General features: G+C 41.1%; 32 protein-coding genes. 2 read left to right on the top strand and 30 right to left on the bottom strand.

The annotated features are described in order from the left end of the window. Positions 1–3 precede the first annotated feature (3 nt). From rpsD to rpsL, 30 genes are all read right to left on the bottom strand, one after another. Complete coding sequence (rpsD, locus tag KJK34_RS05760; protein ID WP_223052909.1) at positions 4–609, bottom strand: 30S ribosomal protein S4; 606 nt, start codon at positions 607–609, stop codon at positions 4–6. Positions 610–698: 89 nt separating this feature from the next. Then, positions 699–1,082 (bottom strand): 30S ribosomal protein S11, encoded by a 384-nt coding sequence (gene rpsK, locus KJK34_RS05755; protein ID WP_223052908.1) that lies wholly within the window; start codon positions 1,080–1,082, stop codon positions 699–701. Positions 1,083–1,094: 12 nt separating this feature from the next. Beyond that, positions 1,095–1,469: a 30S ribosomal protein S13 gene (gene rpsM / locus KJK34_RS05750; RefSeq protein WP_223052907.1), complete on the bottom strand. Its 375-nt coding sequence runs from the start codon at positions 1,467–1,469 to the stop codon at positions 1,095–1,097. A gap of 2 nt (positions 1,470–1,471) precedes the next feature. Continuing rightward, positions 1,472–1,588, bottom strand: a complete 117-nt coding sequence (gene ykgO / locus KJK34_RS05745; protein WP_074961360.1) for a type B 50S ribosomal protein L36 — start codon at positions 1,586–1,588, stop codon at positions 1,472–1,474. A 12-nt stretch (positions 1,589–1,600) separates the two neighbouring features. After that, entirely contained in the window at positions 1,601–1,816 is a 216-nt protein-coding gene (infA, locus tag KJK34_RS05740; RefSeq protein WP_035129818.1) for a translation initiation factor IF-1, read from the bottom strand. Between the two features lie 8 nt (positions 1,817–1,824). Next, positions 1,825–3,168: a preprotein translocase subunit SecY gene (gene secY / locus KJK34_RS05735; protein ID WP_223052906.1), complete on the bottom strand. Its 1,344-nt coding sequence runs from the start codon at positions 3,166–3,168 to the stop codon at positions 1,825–1,827. Between the two features lie 13 nt (positions 3,169–3,181). Continuing rightward, the gene (gene rplO / locus KJK34_RS05730; RefSeq protein WP_223052905.1) at positions 3,182–3,634 is read right to left on the bottom strand and encodes a 50S ribosomal protein L15; all 453 of its coding nucleotides are present in this window, start codon (positions 3,632–3,634) and stop codon (positions 3,182–3,184) included. 11 nt (positions 3,635–3,645) lie between these two features. Further along, on the bottom strand, positions 3,646–3,828 hold the full coding sequence (gene rpmD / locus KJK34_RS05725) for a 50S ribosomal protein L30 (protein WP_223052904.1): 183 nt from the start codon (positions 3,826–3,828) through the stop codon (positions 3,646–3,648). Positions 3,829–3,840: 12 nt separating this feature from the next. After that, positions 3,841–4,365, bottom strand: coding sequence for a 30S ribosomal protein S5 (rpsE, locus tag KJK34_RS05720; RefSeq protein ID WP_223052903.1), 525 nt, complete (start codon positions 4,363–4,365; stop codon positions 3,841–3,843). A gap of 8 nt (positions 4,366–4,373) precedes the next feature. Then, positions 4,374–4,724, bottom strand: a complete 351-nt coding sequence (rplR, locus tag KJK34_RS05715) for a 50S ribosomal protein L18 (RefSeq protein WP_223052902.1) — start codon at positions 4,722–4,724, stop codon at positions 4,374–4,376. Positions 4,725–4,735: 11 nt separating this feature from the next. Continuing rightward, positions 4,736–5,278, bottom strand: coding sequence for a 50S ribosomal protein L6 (rplF, locus tag KJK34_RS05710; protein ID WP_223052901.1), 543 nt, complete (start codon positions 5,276–5,278; stop codon positions 4,736–4,738). A gap of 18 nt (positions 5,279–5,296) precedes the next feature. Next, positions 5,297–5,695 carry a 30S ribosomal protein S8 gene (gene rpsH, locus KJK34_RS05705; RefSeq protein ID WP_159800542.1) on the bottom strand — a complete coding sequence of 133 codons (399 nt, stop codon included), beginning with the start codon at positions 5,693–5,695 and terminating at the stop codon, positions 5,297–5,299. A gap of 22 nt (positions 5,696–5,717) precedes the next feature. Further along, complete coding sequence (rpsN, locus tag KJK34_RS05700; protein WP_223052900.1) at positions 5,718–5,987, bottom strand: 30S ribosomal protein S14; 270 nt, start codon at positions 5,985–5,987, stop codon at positions 5,718–5,720. A 3-nt stretch (positions 5,988–5,990) separates the two neighbouring features. After that, on the bottom strand, positions 5,991–6,542 hold the full coding sequence (gene rplE / locus KJK34_RS05695; RefSeq protein ID WP_223052899.1) for a 50S ribosomal protein L5: 552 nt from the start codon (positions 6,540–6,542) through the stop codon (positions 5,991–5,993). A 2-nt stretch (positions 6,543–6,544) separates the two neighbouring features. Next, positions 6,545–6,859 carry a 50S ribosomal protein L24 gene (gene rplX / locus KJK34_RS05690; RefSeq protein ID WP_223052898.1) on the bottom strand — a complete coding sequence of 105 codons (315 nt, stop codon included), beginning with the start codon at positions 6,857–6,859 and terminating at the stop codon, positions 6,545–6,547. A 12-nt stretch (positions 6,860–6,871) separates the two neighbouring features. Continuing rightward, positions 6,872–7,240 (bottom strand): 50S ribosomal protein L14, encoded by a 369-nt coding sequence (gene rplN / locus KJK34_RS05685; protein WP_116787132.1) that lies wholly within the window; start codon positions 7,238–7,240, stop codon positions 6,872–6,874. A 2-nt stretch (positions 7,241–7,242) separates the two neighbouring features. Next, positions 7,243–7,500 (bottom strand): 30S ribosomal protein S17, encoded by a 258-nt coding sequence (gene rpsQ / locus KJK34_RS05680; protein WP_223052897.1) that lies wholly within the window; start codon positions 7,498–7,500, stop codon positions 7,243–7,245. Positions 7,501–7,519: 19 nt separating this feature from the next. Beyond that, complete coding sequence (gene rpmC, locus KJK34_RS05675; RefSeq protein ID WP_223052896.1) at positions 7,520–7,711, bottom strand: 50S ribosomal protein L29; 192 nt, start codon at positions 7,709–7,711, stop codon at positions 7,520–7,522. A 12-nt stretch (positions 7,712–7,723) separates the two neighbouring features. Then, positions 7,724–8,143 carry a 50S ribosomal protein L16 gene (gene rplP / locus KJK34_RS05670; RefSeq protein WP_223052895.1) on the bottom strand — a complete coding sequence of 140 codons (420 nt, stop codon included), beginning with the start codon at positions 8,141–8,143 and terminating at the stop codon, positions 7,724–7,726. Between the two features lie 20 nt (positions 8,144–8,163). Next, the gene (gene rpsC / locus KJK34_RS05665) at positions 8,164–8,889 is read right to left on the bottom strand and encodes a 30S ribosomal protein S3 (protein WP_223052894.1); all 726 of its coding nucleotides are present in this window, start codon (positions 8,887–8,889) and stop codon (positions 8,164–8,166) included. A gap of 8 nt (positions 8,890–8,897) precedes the next feature. Continuing rightward, a complete protein-coding gene (gene rplV / locus KJK34_RS05660) occupies positions 8,898–9,311 on the bottom strand; it encodes a 50S ribosomal protein L22 (RefSeq protein WP_223052893.1) in 414 nt (137 codons plus the stop codon). A 6-nt stretch (positions 9,312–9,317) separates the two neighbouring features. Beyond that, entirely contained in the window at positions 9,318–9,596 is a 279-nt protein-coding gene (gene rpsS / locus KJK34_RS05655; RefSeq protein WP_223052892.1) for a 30S ribosomal protein S19, read from the bottom strand. 10 nt (positions 9,597–9,606) lie between these two features. Further along, the gene (gene rplB, locus KJK34_RS05650; RefSeq protein WP_223052891.1) at positions 9,607–10,431 is read right to left on the bottom strand and encodes a 50S ribosomal protein L2; all 825 of its coding nucleotides are present in this window, start codon (positions 10,429–10,431) and stop codon (positions 9,607–9,609) included. Positions 10,432–10,437: 6 nt separating this feature from the next. Beyond that, positions 10,438–10,728 carry a 50S ribosomal protein L23 gene (gene rplW, locus KJK34_RS05645; RefSeq protein WP_223052890.1) on the bottom strand — a complete coding sequence of 97 codons (291 nt, stop codon included), beginning with the start codon at positions 10,726–10,728 and terminating at the stop codon, positions 10,438–10,440. A gap of 8 nt (positions 10,729–10,736) precedes the next feature. After that, positions 10,737–11,366 (bottom strand): 50S ribosomal protein L4, encoded by a 630-nt coding sequence (rplD, locus tag KJK34_RS05640; RefSeq protein ID WP_223052889.1) that lies wholly within the window; start codon positions 11,364–11,366, stop codon positions 10,737–10,739. After that, positions 11,366–11,983, bottom strand: a complete 618-nt coding sequence (rplC, locus tag KJK34_RS05635) for a 50S ribosomal protein L3 (protein WP_223052888.1) — start codon at positions 11,981–11,983, stop codon at positions 11,366–11,368. Before rplC ends, rplD begins: the two co-directional genes overlap by 1 nt. A 112-nt stretch (positions 11,984–12,095) precedes the next feature. Continuing rightward, positions 12,096–12,401 (bottom strand): 30S ribosomal protein S10, encoded by a 306-nt coding sequence (rpsJ, locus tag KJK34_RS05630; RefSeq protein ID WP_020213633.1) that lies wholly within the window; start codon positions 12,399–12,401, stop codon positions 12,096–12,098. A gap of 13 nt (positions 12,402–12,414) precedes the next feature. Further along, positions 12,415–14,550 carry an elongation factor G gene (gene fusA / locus KJK34_RS05625; RefSeq protein WP_223052887.1) on the bottom strand — a complete coding sequence of 712 codons (2,136 nt, stop codon included), beginning with the start codon at positions 14,548–14,550 and terminating at the stop codon, positions 12,415–12,417. Between the two features lie 21 nt (positions 14,551–14,571). Next, positions 14,572–15,048: a 30S ribosomal protein S7 gene (gene rpsG / locus KJK34_RS05620; RefSeq protein ID WP_223052886.1), complete on the bottom strand. Its 477-nt coding sequence runs from the start codon at positions 15,046–15,048 to the stop codon at positions 14,572–14,574. 25 nt (positions 15,049–15,073) lie between these two features. Then, a complete protein-coding gene (gene rpsL / locus KJK34_RS05615) occupies positions 15,074–15,454 on the bottom strand; it encodes a 30S ribosomal protein S12 (RefSeq protein ID WP_035129761.1) in 381 nt (126 codons plus the stop codon). Between the two features lie 182 nt (positions 15,455–15,636). Here rpsL and KJK34_RS05610 point away from each other — a divergent pair, with 182 nt between their 5' ends. Continuing rightward, positions 15,637–17,304 carry a BamA/TamA family outer membrane protein gene (locus KJK34_RS05610; RefSeq protein ID WP_223052885.1) on the top strand — a complete coding sequence of 556 codons (1,668 nt, stop codon included), beginning with the start codon at positions 15,637–15,639 and terminating at the stop codon, positions 17,302–17,304. Between the two features lie 141 nt (positions 17,305–17,445). Then, positions 17,446–20,598: a SusC/RagA family TonB-linked outer membrane protein gene (locus KJK34_RS05605; RefSeq protein ID WP_236937596.1), complete on the top strand. Its 3,153-nt coding sequence runs from the start codon at positions 17,446–17,448 to the stop codon at positions 20,596–20,598. The last annotated feature ends 10 nt before the right edge of the window (positions 20,599–20,608 follow it).

Raw genomic sequence — 20,608 nt, 5'->3', positions numbered from 1 at the left:
TTATTATTTGTTATACAACTCAACGATTAGTTGTTCTTTGATGTTTTCAGGGATTTGTATCCTGGCAGGAACTGAAACAAAAGTACCTTCTTTAGTATCATTGTTCCAGGTAATCCACTCATATACGCTTGATGAATTAGATAAAGAACGGTCGATAGCCTCAAGAGACTTAGATTTTTCGCGAACCGCTACTTTATCGCCCGGCTTTAAGTGGTATGAAGGTATGTTAACCACCTCGCCGTTTACTGTAATATGCCTGTGGCCAACAATTTGCCTTGCAGCCCTTCTTGAAGGTGCAATACCCATTCTGTAAACCACGTTGTCTAACCTTGCTTCGCAAAGCTGTAAAAGAACTTCACCGGTTACACCTTTGGTTGCAGCAGCTTTTTCATACAGGTTCCTGAATTGTTTTTCAAGGATGCCGTATGTGTACTTAGCTTTTTGCTTTTCCATAAGCTGTACAGCATATTCAGATTTTTTACCGCGCCTTCTGGCGTTTCCGTGTTGTCCCGGAGGGTAATTTCTTTTTTCGAAAGACTTATCGTCTCCGAAGATCGCCTCACCAAATTTACGGGCGATTTTAGTTTTTGGACCAGTATATCTTGCCATTTTAAAAAATTATTGAACAGGGAGCTATGAATTCAGGTCTCATCCTCCGATAACCCGTATCCTGTTCGTGTTATACTATAAAATAAAAATTAAACTCTCCTTCTTTTTGGAGGGCGGCAACCATTGTGTGGTAGCGGGGTTACATCGATAATCTCGGTAACTTCAATTCCTCCGTTGTGCAGAGACCTGATAGCAGACTCACGTCCGTTACCCGGGCCTTTAACGTAAACTTTAACCTTTTTAAGGCCGGCTTCAAGAGCAACTTTTGTACAATCTTCAGCAGCCATCTGGGCAGCATAAGGAGTGTTCTTTTTAGAACCCCTGAAACCCATTTTACCGGCAGAAGACCAAGAAATAACTTCACCTTTCTTGTTTGTAAGAGAGATGATGATATTGTTAAAAGTTGAAGAAACGTGGGCCTCGCCTGTAGATTCTACAACAACTTTACGTTTTTTTGTATTCGCTTTAGCCATTACTACTTCTTATTATTTAGTTGCTTTTTTCTTGTTAGCAACAGTTTTTCTCTTACCTTTCCTAGTCCTTGAGTTGTTTTTGGTGCGCTGGCCCCTAAGCGGAAGACCTGCCCTGTGGCGGATACCCCTGTAACAACCAATGTCCATAAGACGTTTTATGTTAAGCGATATTTCAGAACGAAGCTCACCTTCTATCTTGTAGTAAGATACAGCTTCACGGATTGCACTGATATCATCATCATTCCATTCCTGAACCTTTTTATCTTCGCTAACCTGAGCTTTAGCCAGGATTTCTTTAGCCCTGCTGTTACCAATACCGAAGATATAGGTTAAAGCAATAACTCCTCTTTTATTTTTGGGTACATCTACCCCTGCAATTCTCGCCATAATTATCCTTGTCTTTGTTTAAATCTAGGATTCTTTTTGTTAATAACGTATAATCTGCCTTTCCTGCGCACTATTATGCAATCGGCACTTCTTTTCTTTACTGATGCTCTTACTTTCATTTTAATATAGCTTTAGTATCTATAAGTAATTCTTGCTTTAGACAAGTCGTAAGGGCTCATTTCAAGTTTCACTTTATCACCGGGTAATAATTTGATGTAATGCATTCGCATTTTACCTGAAATATGAGCAATCACTACGTGCCCGTTTTCTAATTCAACACGGAACATAGCATTAGATAATGCCTCAATTATTGATCCGTCCTGTTCTATTGCTGCTTGTTTTGCCATAAAAATTATTAAGCTACCGCTTTTCTATTCTTACCACTCTTCATTAAACCGTCATAATGCCTGTTTAGCAGGTATGAGTTGATTTGCTGAATAGTATCTATTGCAACCCCTACCATAATAAGCAGAGAGGTACCACCGTAAAACAATGCCCATTGCGATTGAACGCCAAAGCTAACTGCGATAGCAGGAAGTATGGCTATAAGCGCAAGGAATAATGAACCAGGGAAAGTGATTAATGACATAATTTTGTCAAGATAATCTCCGGTTTCTACACCCGGCCTAATGCCCGGTATAAAACCACCGCTCCTCTTAAGGTCATCGGCCATTTTATTGGTAGGTACTGTAATTGCGGTGTAAAAGTACGTAAAAATTATAATTAATAACGCAAAAACAACATTGTAGGCCAAACCGAACACATTTTGAAACTGTGCCGTAACGGTTTGTGCCATGTCAGACTCGGATAACCCTGCCACAGCAGCAGGAATAAACATAATAGCCTGTGCAAATATGATTGGCATAACTCCCGAAGCATTTAGCTTTAACGGTATCCATTGCCTGTTGCCTCCGGCTGCGTCCTGCTCATAATCACCCGTTACAGTGCGCCTTGCATACTGTACAGGAATTCTGCGGACAGCCATAATAAGCAATATACATACTATAATTACCAACAGCCATGCAACAACCTCCAGCACAAGCACAAGCGGCCCACCCTGGTTATCTGTTACTACTGAAGAGAATTCCTGTATAAATGCCTGAGGCATCCTTGCAATAATACCAACTAAAATTAACAGCGATATACCGTTACCAATACCCTTGTCAGTAATTTTTTCGCCCAGCCACATAGCAAATATAGTACCTGTGGTAAGGATGATTACTGAAGAGAAAAGGAACTGGAAAGAGTCAGACGGTAACAGGAATGCATCTGCAGGCAGTGTCCTGTACAGGTTATAAATATAACCGGGTCCCTGCACCAGTGTAATAACAATGGTAAGCCAACGGGTTATCTGGTTTATCTTTTTCCTGCCGCTTTCGCCCTCTTTCTGTAGTTTTTGCAGGTAAGGTATTGCAATACCCATAAGCTGTACCACGATCGAGGCTGAAATATAAGGCATGATACCCAATGCAAATACAGATGCCTGCGAGAACGCACCACCTGTAAATACATCGATAAGCCAGCCAATACCCTGTTGGGTCTGATCTGATAAGCTGTTTAATTTTGTAGCATCAATACCAGGAAGGGTTACGTGTGCACCAAAACGGTATACAAGAAGTAATCCAAGAGTAACTAAAATCCTGTTCTTTAGTTCCTCTATCTTCCAGACATTGGCAAACGCTTCGAAAAATTTCTTCATTGCTGTTTAAAGATTATAAACTTACAGCTTCTCCGCCAGCAGCCTCTATGGCAGCCTTGGCAGTAGCAGTAAATTTGTGAGCAGTTACTTTTAGTTTTGCTTTAAGCTCTCCTCTTCCTAAAATCTTTACCTGTTCATTTTTTGTAGCAAGGCGGTTGTTAACCAGTACTGCAAAATCTACAGTATCGGTAACTACACCATTATCTACAAGAGCCTGAAGCGTGTCCAGGTTAACACCTGCATACTCCTTACGGTTTATGTTTTTAAAACCAAATTTAGGAACACGCCTTTGTAAAGGCATCTGGCCACCTTCAAAACCAATTTTCTTAGAGTAACCAGAACGAGACTTAGCTCCTTTGTGGCCACGTGCGGCAGTACCGCCTTTGCCTGAACCTTCGCCCCTGCCTACTCTTTTGTTTTTGTTGTGAACTGAACCTTCTGCCGGTTGTAAGTTACTTAAATCCATTTCTGTATTTATTAGTTAGTTTCCTCTACAGAAACCAGGTGTTTAACTTTGTTTACCATTCCAAGGATAGCAGGAGTTGCTTCGTGCTCAACAACCTGTCCAAGCTTGCGTAGGCCTAAAGACTCAAGCGTAAGCTTTTGTGTTTGCGGACAGTTGATTTTACTCTTTACTTGTTTTACTCTGATTTTTCCCATGATTTCCCTGAATTAACCTTTAAATACTTTATCAAGAGATAGGCCCCTTTGTTTTGCAACAGTAGATGCGCTTCTCATTTGAAGTAAAGCATCAAAAGTAGCTTTAACAACATTGTGAGGGTTAGATGAACCCTGTGATTTAGATAATACATCGTGAATACCAACAGACTCAAGTACTGAACGAACAGCACCACCGGCAATAACACCGGTACCGTGAGATGCAGGCATTAGCAGCACGCGTGCACCGCCAAATTTACCTTTTTGCTCATGCGGCACAGTCTGGCTGTCAAGTGGTATACGAACAAGGTTTTTCTTAGCATCCTCTACTGCTTTAGCAATAGCTTCAGATACATCTTTAGATTTACCAAGGCCGTGGCCTACCACTCCGTTTTCATCACCCACCACTACTATGGCAGAAAAGCCGAAAGCCCTACCACCTTTAGTAACTTTGGTTACACGATTTACAGCAACCAGGCGGTCTTTAAGCTCAAGCCCGCTTGGTTTTACTATTTCTACGTTTTTATAATTATGATACATAATTTACTTTAGAATTTAAGTCCGGCTTCCCTTGCGCCTTCAGCTAATGATTTAACACGTCCGTGGTAAAGGTAACCGCCCCTGTCAAAAGAAACAGTTTCTATACCTGCCTGTAGGGCTTTCTCGGCAATCATTTTGCCAACAGCCGAAGCAGTTTCGATGTTAGTACCTCTGGTAACTCCTTTATCTCTTGAAGATGCAGAGGCCAAAGTTACACCGTTTACGTCGTCTATGATTTGTGCATAGATCTCTTTATTGCTCCTGAAAACAGAAAGCCTTGGCTTAGCAGCAGTTCCGCTTACAATCTTTCTGATCCTGAACTTAATTCTTTGTCTTCTTTCAGATTTGTTTAATGACATAGTCTTAATTTTTAAGCTGATTTACCTGCTTTTCTTCTTAATACTTCGCCAACAAACTTAACACCTTTACCTTTGTAAGGCTCAGGCTTGCGGAAAGAGCGGATTTTAGCCGCTACCTGGCCCACAAGTTGTTTGTCGTGTGAAGTTAGTTTAATGATAGGGTTTTTACCTTTTTCAGATACTGTTTCTACAGTTACTTCAGGCACTACATCAAGAACTATGTTGTGAGAGAAACCAAGCGCAATATCCAGTTTTTGACCCTGGTTAGAAGCCCTGTAACCTACACCCACAAGTTCAAGCTGTTTTGTAAAGCCTTCAGAAACGCCAACAATCATGTTGTTGATAAGCGCCCTGTATAAACCGTGCTTAGATCGCTGTTCTTTATCATCAGACGACCTTTCAACTAAAACCTTGCCATCTTCTACCTTTACGGTAACATCAGAAAAGTTTTGGGTAAGTTCGCCCCTTTTACCTTTTACCTTAACAACATCTCCGTTAACCTCTACAGTTACGCCGGATGGTATTGTAATTGGATTTTTACCTATTCTTGACATTGTATAAGTCTCTTTTAATTAGTATACGTAGCAAATTACCTCACCACCAACATTAAGTTGCTTTGCCTGTTTTCCTGTCATCAGTCCTTTAGATGTAGAAACAATAGCAATACCAAGACCGTTAAGGATTCTTGGAAGGTTAGATGAACCTGCATATTTACGTAAACCCGGTTTACTAATTCTCTGGATATCTTTTATTACCGGCTCTTTAGTATCTTTATCATACTTAAGGGCTATTTTGATTGTACCCTGTACAGAGTTGTCATCAAATTTGTAACTTAAGATATATCCCTGATCGAATAAAATCTTTGTGATTTCTTTTTTCAGGTTAGAAGCAGGAATTTCAACCACTTTGTGGTTAGCCCTTACTGCATTTCTAATCCTGGTTAGAAAATCTGCTATAGGATCTGTGTACATTTGTTTTTCCTTTTAATCTTAATTACCAACTTGACTTTTTAACTCCCGGTATCAATCCGTTATTGGCCATTTCACGGAATGTAACACGTGAAATACCGAATTGACGCATATACCCTCTTGGCCTTCCTGTTAGTTTGCAACGGTTGTGCAGGCGAACAGGGGAAGCGTTTTTAGGCAGTTTTTGTAAACCTTCATAATCTCCGGCTTCTAATAAAGCCTTCCTTTTCTCGGCATACTTAGCTACCAGCTTCTCTCTTTTTGCCTCACGGGCTTTCATTGATTCTTTAGCCATATCTTAATTCTTTTTAAAAGGTAAACCCAGTTCTGCTAATAATGATTTTGCTTCTTTATCAGTTTCTGCAGAAGTTACAAATGTAATATCTAAACCTGATATTTTGTTAACCTTATCAATATCAATTTCTGGGAAAATGATTTGCTCGGTTACACCCAGGTTATAATTACCCCTTCCGTCAAAACCTGTAGCCTTAATACCACCAAAGTCCCTTACGCGTGGTAAAGCTGATGTAATTAGCCTGTCAAGAAATTCATACATCCTTTCGCCACGAAGTGTTACTTTAGCACCAATTGGCATACCTTTCCTTAGTTTAAACGTAGCAACGTCTTTCTTAGAAATGGTGGCAACAGCTTTCTGGCCGGTAATTTTAGTTAATTCCTCAACTGCATAGTCAATAAGTTTCTTGTCTGATACAGCGGCTCCAACTCCACGGCTAAGAACGATTTTCTCAAGTTTAGGAACCTGCATCACGTTCTTGTAACCGAACTCTTCTTTAAGGGCAGCTATAACCCTGTCCTTATATTCTTGTTTTAATCTTGGTATATAAGCCATTACTATAATACTTGATTAGATTTTTTTGAAAATCTCACGTTCTTATCTCCTTCTGTCCTTACACCCACTTTTGTAGTTTCCTTAGTTTTAGGATCTACAAGTGCAATGTTAGAAATATGGATAGGAGCTTCTTTCTTCACGATACCACCCTGAGGGTTTTTGGCGCTTGGCTTAGTGTGCTTGCTCACCATGTTTACACCCTCTACTACCGCTTTATTCTTTTCACGAAGAACACGAAGCACTTTACCCTCGCTACCTTTGTGGTCGCCGGCAATTACCCTTACTGTGTCTCCTGATTTTATCTTTAGCTTTATCATCTCTAAAATCAATTAAAGCACTTCAGGTGCCAATGATACAATTTTCATGAATTGTTTTTCACGAAGTTCTCTTGCTACAGGGCCAAAAACGCGGGTTCCCCTCATTTCACCGGCAGCATTTAACAATACGCAAGCGTTATCGTCAAACCTGATGTATGAACCGTCGGCTCTCCTAACTTCTTTCTTGGTACGAACAACTACAGCGGTAGAAACAGCACCTTTTTTAACGTTACCGTTTGGTGTTGCATCTTTTACAGCCACTACAATTTTATCGCCCACAGAAGCATAACGCCTTTTTGTACCTCCTAGAACACGGATAGTTAAAACTTCTTTAGCTCCCGTGTTATCTGCTACTTTTAATCTGGATTCCTGCTGTACCATAATTACTTCGCTCTTTCAATGATTTCTACTAATCTCCAACATTTAGTTTTACTTAAAGGACGTGTTTCCATAATCCTTACAGTATCTCCAATGTTACAGTCGTTCTTTTCGTCGTGTGCAACATATTTCTTAGTCTTTAACACGAACTTACCATATAACGGGTGCTTAACCTTCCTCGTTTCAGAAACAACAATAGATTTTGTCATTTTGTTGCTGGTTACAACACCTACTCGTTCTTTTCTTAAATTTCTTTTTTCCATCTTTCAGCTTAGACTACAATTATTGTAACTCTCTTTTGCTTAACTCAGTAGCTACTCTCGCAATAGACCTTCTTACGGTCCTGATTTGTAACGGATTCTCGATTGGAGAGATAGCGTGAGCTGATTTTAGGTCGGCATATGTCTTTCTTAGCTCACCAAGTTTACTTTGTAACTCAGCTGCAGATAGATCTTTAATTTCTGATTGTTTCATAATAATTGTTGATTATGCTTCAAAATCTCTGGCAACAATAAACTTAGTTTTAACAGGAAGCTTTTGTGCTGCAAGGCGTAAAGCCTCTTTTGCTACTGCAAGCGGCACACCACCTACTTCAAACATTATCCTTCCCGGTTTAACAACGGCTGCCCAATATTCTACGGCACCCTTACCTTTACCCATCCTTACCTCTAGAGGTTTTTTGGTTATAGGCTTATCCGGGAAAATTTTAATCCATAATTGCCCTTCCCTTTTCATAAAACGGGTTGCAGCGATACGCGCAGCCTCTATCTGACGGGAAGTAATAAAAGATGAATCTAAAGATTTTATGCCAAACATACCATTAGAAAGTTCGTGCCCTCTTTGAGACACGCCCTTCATTTTACCTTTCTGTACCTTACGGTATTTCGTTCTTTTAGGCTGTAACATTTTTTCTTTCTTTTAAAAAATTACTTTCTTTTGCGCGGTTTGCCTGCTCCGGCCGGTTTTTGAGATCCTGCAGATTTAGACTGTTTTTTGTCCATACCTACTAACGGAGAAAGATCTCTCTTACCATAAACCTCACCTTTCATGATCCACACTTTGATACCCATCCTACCATAAGTAGTATGAGCCTCTGCAAGTGCATAATCAATGTCCGCCCTGAAAGTAGAAAGAGGGATCCTACCTTCTTTAAACATTTCTGAACGTGCCATTTCAGCACCATTCAAACGGCCGGAAATCATAACTTTGATACCTTCTGCGTTCATACGCATAGCAGCAGCAATAGCCATTTTAATAGCACGCCTGTAAGAAATCCTGCTTTCTATCTGGCGGGCAATGCTTGATGCTACAAGGTAAGCATCAAGTTCCGGTCTTTTAATTTCAAAGATGTTGATTTGAACCTCTTTGTCAGTAATCTTCTTAAGCTCCTCTTTTAGCTTGTCTACCTCCTGGCCACCTTTACCGATAATGATACCGGGACGGGCAGTGGTGATAGTAACGGTTACAAGTTTAAGAGTCCTCTCGATAATTACTTTAGACACACTTGCTTTTGATAAACGCGCATGGATGTATTTCCTGATCTTGTGGTCTTCGGCAAGTTTATCGCCGTAATCATTTCCACCATACCAGTTAGAATCCCAGCCTCTGATGATACCAAGGCGATTTCCTATTGGATTTGTCTTTTGTCCCATACTGCTTATTAATTGCTTTGTGTGTTATTATTAATAGCTCCAAGTACAATTGTAACATGGTTAGAGCGTTTCCTTATCCTGTGGGCGCGGCCCTGAGGTGCAGGCCTAAGCCTTTTTAACATAGTACCACCGTCTACCCTTATCTCTTTTACAAACAGGCCGGCTTCTTCCAGGTTTTCCTCGCTGTTCTTTTGCTGCCAGTTATTAATGGCAGAAAGCAAAAGTTTTTCAAGTTTGCGGGAAGCCTCCTTGCTGTTAAATTTCAATATATTAAGTGCTAATTCTACTTTTTGTCCCCTTACAAGGTCTGCTACAATACGCATTTTCCTTGGAGAAGTAGGGCAGTTGTTAAGCTTTGCAAAAGCAACTGACTTGTTAGCCTCTTTTCTGGCATCTGCTGCCTGTCTTTTACGAACTCCCATTGCTTATTATTTTTTTCCTTTATTTTTAGCACCGGCGTGGCCCCTGAAAGAGCGGGTCGGCGAAAATTCTCCTAGTTTATGACCTACCATGTTCTCTGTAACATATACAGGAACAAACTGACGACCGTTGTGCACTGCTATAGTCTGTCCTACAAAATCAGGGGTAATCATAGAGGCGCGAGACCATGTCTTAACAACTCCTTTGTTACCTTTTTCTATATTTTCAAGAACTTTCTTTTCCAGTTTGTAGTGAACGTAAGGTCCTTTTTTTAATGAACGTGCCATATCTTACTTATTATTTCTTTCTACGTTCTACGATATACTTATTACTCGGGTTAACTTTAGAACGAGTCCTGTAACCTTTAGCCGGAAGACCTTTCCTAGAGCGTGGGTGACCTCCTGAAGAGCGTCCTTCACCACCACCCATCGGGTGATCTACAGGGTTCATAGCTACCGGCCTTGTTCTTGGCCTGCGGCCTAACCACCTGCTCCTACCTGCTTTACCGCTAACGATAAGCTGGTGGTCTGAGTTAGAAACAGCTCCTATTGTAGCCATACAGGTTAAAAGGATAAGCCTTGTTTCACCACTTGGCATTTTAATAGTAGCATACTTTCCGTCCCTTGCCATTAGCTGGGCAAAAGTACCGGCACTACGTGCTATAACAGCACCTTGTCCCGGACGTAGTTCTATGCAAGATATAACAGTTCCCAGAGGAATTTTACTTAAAGGAAGTGCGTTACCAATTTCTGGTGCTGCATTTTCTCCGGAAACAATAGTTTGGCCCACCTGAAGCCCGTTAGGGGCTACAATGTATGCCTTTTCTCCGTCAGTATATTGTACCAGGGATATAAATGCTGAACGGTTAGGGTCGTACTCTATAGTTAAAACCTCTGCGTTAACGCCGGTTTTAGCTCTTTTAAAATCTATAATACGATACCTTTTTTTGTGACCACCGCCTGTGTAACGCATGGTCATTTTTCCTTGACTATTTCTACCTCCTGAGCTTTTTTTCGGTGCGATAAGAGAACGCTCCGGCTTATCAGTTGTAATAGTGTCAAAGCTATTTACAACTCTAAAACGCTGGCCCGGGGTAATAGGTTTTAATTTTCTAACTGACATTTTCTATTAGATATTATTGTAAAAATCTATTGTTTCTCCTTCCTGTACTTGAACAATTGCTTTTTTGTAAGCACTTGTCTTTCCTGTTATCAGTCCACTTTTTGTGTACTTAACTGTTCTATCAGCCCTGTAGTTCATTGTGTTAACTTCAACCACAGAAACCCCATAAGCAGCCTCAACGGCTTTTTTTATCTGGATTTTGTTGGCCCTTTTATCAACAACAAAACCAAAACGGTTAAAAACTTCACCGTCTTTGGTTACTTTTTCAGTGATGATAGGCTTAATTATAATGCTCATATCCCTGTTTATTTGCTTAAGTTTTCTGTAATTCCTTCTACCGAGCCTTCTGTAAGAACTAAATTATTAGCGTTCATTATCGCGTAAGTATTTAATTCTGAAGAAGTTACAACAGAAGACGCTTTTAAATTGCGTGACGACAAATATACGTTTTTATTTGTATCACCCAACACAAATAAAGATTTTTTGTTATCTAACCCTAAAGCTTTCAAAACGTTAATGAAATTTTTAGTGCTTGGTGCATCAAAATTAAAGTCTTCTACAATTATCAGGTTAGACTCTTTTGCTTTTAATGCAAGGGCAGATTTTCTTGCAAGGCGCTTAAGGTTTTTGTTAAGCTTAAAAGAGTAGCTTCTTGGCCTTGGGCCAAAAATTGTACCCCCACCCTTAAACAATGGGTTCTTAACGCTACCTGCACGGGCTGTACCGGTACCTTTTTGTTTTTTAATTTTGCGGGTACTACCGGTTACCTCGTTACGCTCTTTACTTTTGTGGGTACCCTGCCTTTGGTTAGCCAGGTATTGTTTAACATCAAGGTATACAGCGTGCTTGTTTGGCTCTATAGCGAATACTGAATCAGAAAGGGTTACCGTCCTGCCAGTTTCTTTTCCGTTTATGTTTAATACTTTTACTTCCATTACTTCTGAATGATTACATACGAGTTTTTGTGGCCGGGCACAGCACCTTTAATAACAAGAAGGTTTTTCTCTGCCACAACTTTTAAAACTACAAGGTTTTGTATTGTTACTTTCTCTCCACCAGTTCTTCCTGCCATACGCATACCTTTAAATACCCTTGATGGATATGATGATGCACCAACAGAACCCGGAGCCCTTAAACGGTTGTGCTGACCGTGAGTAGCCTGCCCAACACCGCCAAAGCCATGGCGTTTAACAACACCCTGAAAGCCTTTACCTTTAGATACTCCCTGAACATCTACAAATTCACCTTCTTTAAAAAGGTCTACTGTAAGCACATCACCTAAGTTGTGCTCTGTTTCAAAATACTTGAATTCAACGACCTTTTTCTTGCCAGAAGTACCTGCTTTTTTAAAGTGCCCTTCGGCAGCTTTAACTACATGCTTTTCTGTTTTGTCATCGAAACCAAGTTGCAACGCCTTATACCCGTCAACCTCGTTGGTTCTGACTTGGGTAACTACGCATGGGCCAGCTTCAATTACTGTACACGGAATGTTTTTACCGTTTTCATCGAAAATACTGGTCATGCCTATTTTTTTACCAATTAACCCAGACATATAAATAATTATTAATTAAAAAATAAAATACTTTTTCTTAGATATGAGATATGAGAATTGAGTAAAGAGAAGAAACTCTATACTCAATCCTCAAATTCCCTTTTCTTTATTATCACACTTTTATCTCTACTTCTACACCGCTTGGAAGCTCTAATTTCATTAGGGCATCAATGGTTTTGCTCGAAGAGCTGTAGATGTCAAGAAGCCTCTTGTATGAGCTTACCTCAAACTGCTCCCTGCTCTTTTTGTTTACGTGCGGAGAACGAAGAACGGTAAAGATCTTCTTGTGTGTTGGCAACGGAATTGGGCCTGTAACCACTGCTCCGGTGCTCTTTACAGTTTTAACGATCTTTTCAGCAGACTTGTCTACAAGGCTGTGATCGTATGATTTTAGTTTTATTCTGATTTTCTGACTCATTTTCCTTTAATAATTAAGCGTTTCCTTTAGCTTTTTTAATTACTTCATCCGCAATGTTAGAAGGTGTCTCTGCATAGTGAGAGAATTCCATTGTAGATGTTGCCCTACCAGAAGACAATGTCCTTAGTGTAGTTACATAACCAAACATTTCAGATAGCGGAACGCTTGCCTTAACTACTTTAGAACCTGCCCTGTCGTCCATGTTGTTAATCTGGCCACGACGACGGTTAAGGTCACCTACAATATCACCCATGTTTTCTTCCGGAGTAAGCACTTCAAGCTTCATGATAGGCTCAAGGATTACGGCACCGGCAGCTTTAGCGGCTTCTTTATAACCCATTTTTGCAGCAAGTTCAAATGAAAGTGCATCAGAGTCAACCGGGTGGAATGAACCGTCAAGAAGAGTTACCTTCATGCTGTCCATTTCATAACCTGCAAGAGGGCCTTGTTTCATTGCTTCCCTAAAGCCTTTCTCTACAGCAGGAACAAATTCTTTTGGTACGTTACCACCTTTAACTTCGTTAACGAACTGAAGCCCCATTGGTGCTTTACCGTCAACTTCGTCAGCCGGCTCAAGTTTGAATACGATATCAGCAAACTTACCGCGACCACCAGACTGTTTCTTGTAAACCTCCCTGTGGTTAGCGCTGCGTGTAATAGCCTCTTTGTACTCTACCTGTGGCTCACCCTGGTTAACCTCTACCTTAAACTCACGCTTAAGACGGTCAACAAGAATGTCAAGGTGAAGCTCACCCATACCAGAGATAATAGTTTGTCCTGAAGCATGGTCTGTCCTTACGGTAAATGTTGGGTCTTCTTCTGCAAGTTTTGCAAGAGCCATACCCATTTTATCAACGTCTGCCTTAGTTTTAGGCTCTACCGCGATACCGATTACCGGATCAGGGAAGTTCATACTTTCAAGTACAATTGGGTGTTTCTCATCACATAGTGTGTCACCCGTTTTAATATCTTTAAAACCTACTGCTGCACCAATGTCACCCGCTTCAATAAAGTCGATGGCATTTTGCTTGTTAGCGTGCATCTGGTAGATACGAGAAATACGCTCTTTGTTTCCTGAACGTGTGTTAAGGATGTAAGAACCTGCATCAAGGCGCCCTGAGTAAGCCCTGAAGAATGCCAAACGGCCCACATAAGGGTCAGTAGCAATTTTAAATGCAAGTGCAGCAAATGGCTCGCTTACAGATGGCTTACGCGAAATAGGCTCGTCTGTATCAGGGTTTGTACCATCAATCGCTTCTTTATCAAGTGGCGAAGGAAGGAATTTACAAACCGCGTCAAGCATAAACTGAACACCTTTGTTTTTGAATGAAGAACCGCAAAGCATCGGTATGATAGCCATATCGATAGTAGCCCTGCGAAGCGCATTGTTGATTTCATCTTCTGTGATAGAATCTTCATCTTCCATGAATTTCTCAAGAAGGTTTTCATCATAAGCGGCAACTTCTTCTATAAGCTGTGCACGATACTGGTGTGCTTCTTCTTTCATCTCGTCCGGAATAGGAACAACATCAAAAGTAGCGCCCTGAGTATCATCATGCCAAACGATAGCCTGGTTTTTGATAAGGTCTACAACACCTTTAAAATCGGCCTCGTCACCAATTGGTAATACAATTGGCACAGCGTTACTTTTAAGCATGTCTTTAACCTGCTGGCATACTGCAAGGAAGTTAGAACCCTGGCGGTCCATTTTGTTTACAAAGCCCATACGCGGAACTCTGTAGTTATCTGCAAGCCTCCAGTTTGTTTCAGATTGTGGCTCTACACCGTCTACAGCACTAAAAAGGAACACAAGTCCGTCAAGTACCCTAAGTGAACGGTTTACCTCAACAGTAAAGTCAACGTGTCCGGGAGTATCAATGATGTTAAAGTGGTAACCTGTAGTGTTATCTACCGGCTTACCTTGCTCTGTAGGGAAATTCCAGGTACAGGTTGTAGCAGCCGAGGTAATGGTAATACCCCTTTCCTGCTCCTGCGCCATCCAGTCCATGGTAGCAGCACCATCGTGTACCTCACCAATTTTGTGTGATTTACCCGTATAAAAAAGGATACGCTCTGTTGTTGTCGTTTTACCGGCATCAATGTGAGCAGCAATCCCTATGTTTCTTGTATATTTTAAATCTCTTGCCATTGTATTGTTTTCTTTATGAAATTAGAATCTAAAGTGAGAGAATGCTTTGTTAGCCTCTGCCATTTTATGAGTATCCATTCTCTTTTTAACAGCAGCACCTTCTTCTTTAGCAGCAGCTAAAATTTCTGAAGCTAACCTTTGAGCCATAGATTTCTCATTTCTTTTCCTTGCATAAAGTATAAGCCACTTCATGGCCATAGAGATTTTCCTGTCCGGCCTGATTTGCATTGGTATCTGGAAAGTTGCACCACCTACCCTGCGGCTACGAACCTCTACGTGAGGCATAACGTTAGTTAGGGCGTCTTTCCACATTTCAAGCGCAGATTTTTCTTCGTCTTGTTTCTTAGTTTCTACGATGTCTATAGCATCATAAAACACTTTAAAAGCAGTTGATTTTTTACCGTCCCACATTAAGTTGTTTACAAAACGTGTTACCAACTGGTCGTTAAACCTCGGATCCGGTAAAAGAGGTCTTTTTTTAGCCTGTCTTTTTCTCATGTCTTCTCTTTAAAAACTCTTTAAATTACTTTTTGTCTTTAGGGCGTTTTGCACCGTACTTAGACCTTCTCTGTAACCTTCCGTTTACACCGGCAGTATCCAGAGCTCCACGAACAATGTGGTATCTAACACCTGGCAAGTCTTTAACCCTTCCACCCCTAACTAATACTATCGAGTGCTCCTGCAGATTGTGTCCTTCACCCGGGATGTAAGCATTTACCTCGTTGCCGTTTGTTAAACGAACCCTTGCTACTTTACGCATTGCAGAATTCGGTTTCTTAGGCGTAGTTGTGTAAACACGTGTACAAACACCCCTCCTCTGAGGACAAGAATCTAAAGCAGCCGATTTACTCTTCTTAGTTATCTGGGCCCTTCCTGTTCTTACTAATTGTTGAATTGTAGGCATAATTGTTATTAAATATTTCTATAAATTAAAAAACCCGCTTTTTTCGGGGTTGCAAATGTAGGAATTATAATTAATAAAACAAATCATAATTCATTAATTTTCAAGCGTATTCTTCAATACAGCAGGCTCAAATATTTTTTCCGCTTTTTTTGCGTTACTTTTACCAACATCATTTTTCTGCATTGAGATTTCTTTTCTGCATATATACGCTGTTATTTTCCTGTTTTTGGTGCGGGGCACAAAACCTGTACTTTAAAGCCGAAGGCACTAATGCTGCCGAAACCGCTGTTATAGATTCTTTAGGATACGTAAGAAACCACGAAAATGCAAAAGCCGTAGAAACAGAAGCGGCAAATATACTGCAAAGCCTGTTAAGCAAAGGCTACCTCGAAGCTCAGGAGGTTAAGCACGAAAAAGTAAATGATACCACTTTTATATATGTATTCTCACTTGCCCAAAAAACAGATTACATACACATATATACAGCCGGGCTTAGCGAGAATGAGAAGCAACTGCTCGACATAACAGAAGACACAATAGTATTGGCAACTGGCGCTGTAAAGCAGTATATGGAAAACCGTACGGCCTTACTCGAAAAAAAAGGATACAGCCTGAGCAACCTTCAGCTAACGGGACACGAAAGAAAAGATAACATTATAACTGCCGCCATAAAAGCAGAGATTGAAAAGAAACGAACGCTCGACGGGCTGGTGATTGAGGGCTACACAAAATTCCCGGAAGGGTTAAGAAGGAGCATTTTAAAGAAATATAAGGGCAAGACCTTTAACCGAGAAAACCTGCAAAGGGCGTATAACGACTTTAATGCCCTAAAATTTGTAAGCCAGATACGGTATCCAGAGATACTGTTTAAAGAAGACTCTACCAAAGTATATGTGTATTTAGAGAAGGCAAAACCAAACAGCTTTGACGGCTTTATAGGCTTCAGTAATGATGAAGACGAAGGCAAAGTACGCTTTAACGGTTACCTGGACCTGCTGTTGGTTAACGTGCTCAACTCCGGAGAACGTTTTAACCTGTACTGGAAAAACAATGGCGATGAGCAGACTACGTTTAACGCCCAGTTAGAATTGCCCTATGTTTTTAAAAGCCCCATAGGCTTAAAAGGCAGCCTCAATATATTCAAGCAGGACAGCACCTTCCAAAATACCGTTACAGACCTTAATGCCGGATATTATTTTAGCTATAACTCTAAACTTTTTCTGGGCTACAGGCGCACCCAGTCGGTAGATATACAAAATCTTGACAACACCACCCTGAGCGATTACAGCAGTACCTTCTGGACCTCAACCTACGAGCATACCGGTTATACTTTTGATGATTACCTGTTCCCTGAAAAAACCCGCATAATGATTAAAGGTGGTGTTGGCAGCCGCAATAGCAGGGCTACTGATACCGGCCAGTTCTTTTTACAGGCAGATGTTTCGCATAATCTTTACCTTAACAAGCGGAATATTATTGCAATACGCAATGAAAGCTATTACCTTGACAGTGATACCTATATAATTAATGAGCTTTACCGTTTTGGGGGCATAAATTCGGTAAGGGGGTTTAACGAGAACAGCCTGCAGGCAAGCCTATACTCTGCACTGCTTGCCGAGTACAGGTATGTACTGGCACCTAATATGTATATTTATTCGATTACAGATTACGGATATTTTCAGGACAAAACCTCTAACCTGAATGATAACCTGCTGGGCCTTGGCTTTGGATTTGGGCTGCTCACAAAAAACGGCCTCTTCAATATAATATATGCAAACGGCAGTACCGGCAACCAGTCGATAAAACTATCTAACTCTATAGTACACCTCAGTTTTAAAGCTGTATTTTAACAATCCCTTGTTAAAATGTTAAGCTCAGCAAAATATTATCCTAAAGTAATATTAAAGTTAACAAAACGTAATCTTAAATGCTTTGCATTACCAAAACCATCATGTGATATTTGAGTACTAACATCTCAAAACTATTACTCAATGAAAAGAAAACTTGATGGTTTGTTAACGCTCCTCATAGCGTTAACAATGCAAATTTCATTTGCACAGGAGAGGGCAGTTACAGGAACTGTTACCGACCAGACCGGGTTCCCTATACCCGGTGCCAATGTAGTGATTAAGGGTTCTGCTACAGGTGTACAAACCGATTTTGACGGTAAGTATGAAATACAGGCAGCGCCAGACCAAGTACTGGTTTTCAGCTATATTGGCATGACTACCGAAGAACGCCCTGCAACAAGCACTACAATTGATGTGATGCTTGAGGACTCTGCCACCGAACTGGAAACGGTTGTGGTAACGGCAGTAGGTATCCGCAGGGAAAAATCTTCGCTGGGTGCGGCAACCACCACCCTTCGTTCTGATGAGATTAACGAAGGTTCTCAAAACAACATTTCGGATGCGATTAAGGGAAAAGTGGCAGGTGTTGTAATATCTAATGCTTCTACAGACCCGGGAGCGTCTTCAAGTGTTGTTATAAGGGGGTACAGCAGTTTAAGCGGAAATAACCAACCGCTTTATGTAGTTGATGGTATACCCATTAATAACAACACAAACTTCTCTGACGACCTTGATGGCGGTTATGACTTTGGGCGAGGCTCTTCGGACATTAACCCGGACGACATTGAAAGCATGACCATACTTAAAGGTGCAGCTGCTTCGGCACTTTATGGTGCAAGGGCAGCAAACGGTGCTATTATTATTACTACCAAAAAAGGTAAGGCAGGTAAGCTATCGGTTGACTTTAGCACCACAACATTCTTTACCCAGGTATTAAGGACACCAAAGTACCAGTCTACCTACGGACAGGGATGGGATGGCGTGCATTACCTGAACGAAAATGGTTCATGGGGCCCCCGTTTTGACGGCCAGCCACGTGTTTGGGGCAATGTTGTAAACAACAGCCAGCTTTTAAAGCCTTATTCTTTTCAGGAAGACCAGCTTAGAAACTTTTTTGACACAGGTGTTTCGCAGTTAACCAACTTTGCGGTATCAGGCGGTTCAGGAGAAAGCAGCGTACGCTTATCGTACTCCAATGCGCAGCAGGATGGTATTTACCCAACTGATGCCGACTCTTATGAAAGGAATACCGTATCACTTACCGGTACAACTAAAATCGACAAGTTTACCATTAATGCGAGCATGAACTATGTAAACACACAAGGTAGTTCTGTTGCTACAGGCCAGGGCTTAACAGTATATAATAACCTGTTGCAGATACCAAACGACATTCCTATTACAGAGTTTGCCGACTATAACAATCCTTTCCATAATGTGTCTAACTATTATACGCCTTATGGTGTAACCAACCCATATTTTACACTTAACGAAAATGGTTCTGATTACAATAAAGAAAGGGTATATGCTTCTATAGAGCTTGCTTATGATTTAAATAACTGGTCTGACTTTATTTACAGGTTTGGTGTAGACAGCTACAGCGATGTAACAAGAATTTGGGAAGCACGTGTAGATGCAGCTCCGGGAAGCCCTAACGATGGTTCTTCTACAGAGTATCCGGGCAGCTATTATGAGGCAAGCAGCACCTTCAAGCAGCTTAACCACGACTTGCTATACAATCTTGATTTTGATATAGATGATAACTTTGGTGTAGTTTCTACTTTTGGTTTCAACATTAATTCACGCGAAGGCATGCAGCTTGCCGCTAATGTGGGCAGCCAGGACATTCCTGATTTTTACTCGCTTGCTAACAGCTCGCAGGTGCCAACGGTAGCTAACACACGTTCGCTGCAAAAACTGTACGGACTTTACAATACCACTACATTCTCTTATAAAGAACAATTGTTCTTAACAGGAAACGTAAGGAACGACTGGTACTCCACCCTGCCGGAAGCAAACAGGTCTTCGCTATATGCAGGTGCAAATGCAAGCTGGGTATTTTCAAGGACATTCCCGGAGATTAACAACATCATCAATTATGGTAAGTTAAGGGTAGGTTATGGTGAAGGTGGTAACGACACAGACCCTTACCAGGTATATGCTGATTTTGTACAGGGTTCTGCCGTAGGAACATTTGGTAACCTTACCTTCCCTATCAACGGCTTAAATGCTTATGAAGTAGGTAACCGTGCTCCTAACCTTGACCTGAAACCGGAAAGGAGAAAAGAGTTTGAAGTAGGTATGGAGCTTTCATTGTTCGATAACAGGATTACCATTGATGCTACTTACTATGATGCAAGGGTAGAAAACCAGATACTTCCGCTGCCTTTAGCGCCAAGTACCGGTTATACCAACCAGGTTGCCAATCTTGGTACCATATCTAATAAAGGTATAGAAGCATTGGTTAACTTCTCTATATTTAAAAACAGGGATGGCTTTAACTGGGATACCTCAGTGAACTTTACCACTAACGACACTAAACTTGAAGAACTTGACCCAAGGATCGAACAGGTAGAGCTTGGCGGTTTAAGCACCCTTGAGTATATAGCCAAGCCTGGCCAGACCGTAGGCCTCATACAGGGTTACGTTCCTGAAAGAGACCCTGACGGAAACATAGTGGTTGATGCCAATGGTGTGCCAATTGCTTCTCCTATCAAAGAAGTATATGGTGATACACAGTATGATTATACTATGGGTATAACCAACAACTTTGAATGGAAAGGCATAAGCCTCGGCTTTACCTTTGACATAAGGCAGGGTGGCCTTATGTACTCGCGTACAGCCGATATTACAAGGTTTACAGGTAACTCTATAACCACCATGTATAACGACAGGCAACCGTTTATCGTGCCAAACTCTGTTGTAAGGGTTATTGATGAAAGCACGGGAGAAGTAAGCTACTCGCAAAATACAACTGCGGTTGACAGGGAGCACATGGACGATTATTACAGGGCAGATGCACTTGCAAGGGCTACGGTAATAGATAAGTCGTTCATAAAGCTGCGTGAAGTAGTGCTAAGCTACAGGTTCCCAACAAAATATCTTGAAGGCACATTTATACAAGGGCTTACCTGCTCTGTAATTGGGCGTAACCTGTTCCTGTGGACACCGGCAAGCAACCAGTATATAGATCCTGAGGTTTCTACATTCGGTACACAGCTGGCAGGACAGTTTGGTGAGTTCTCTGCAAACCCTTCAACAAGAAGCCTTGGCTTTAGCCTTAAAGCTAATTTTTAAAATAAAAAAC

Origin of the sequence: Flavobacterium coralii (genome assembly GCF_019891545.1) — a bacterium.
GTDB lineage: Bacteria > Bacteroidota > Bacteroidia > Flavobacteriales > Flavobacteriaceae > Flavobacterium > Flavobacterium coralii.
The sequence above is the reverse complement of the archived record's forward strand: the minus strand, read 5'-3'. Positions and strand labels throughout refer to the sequence as shown.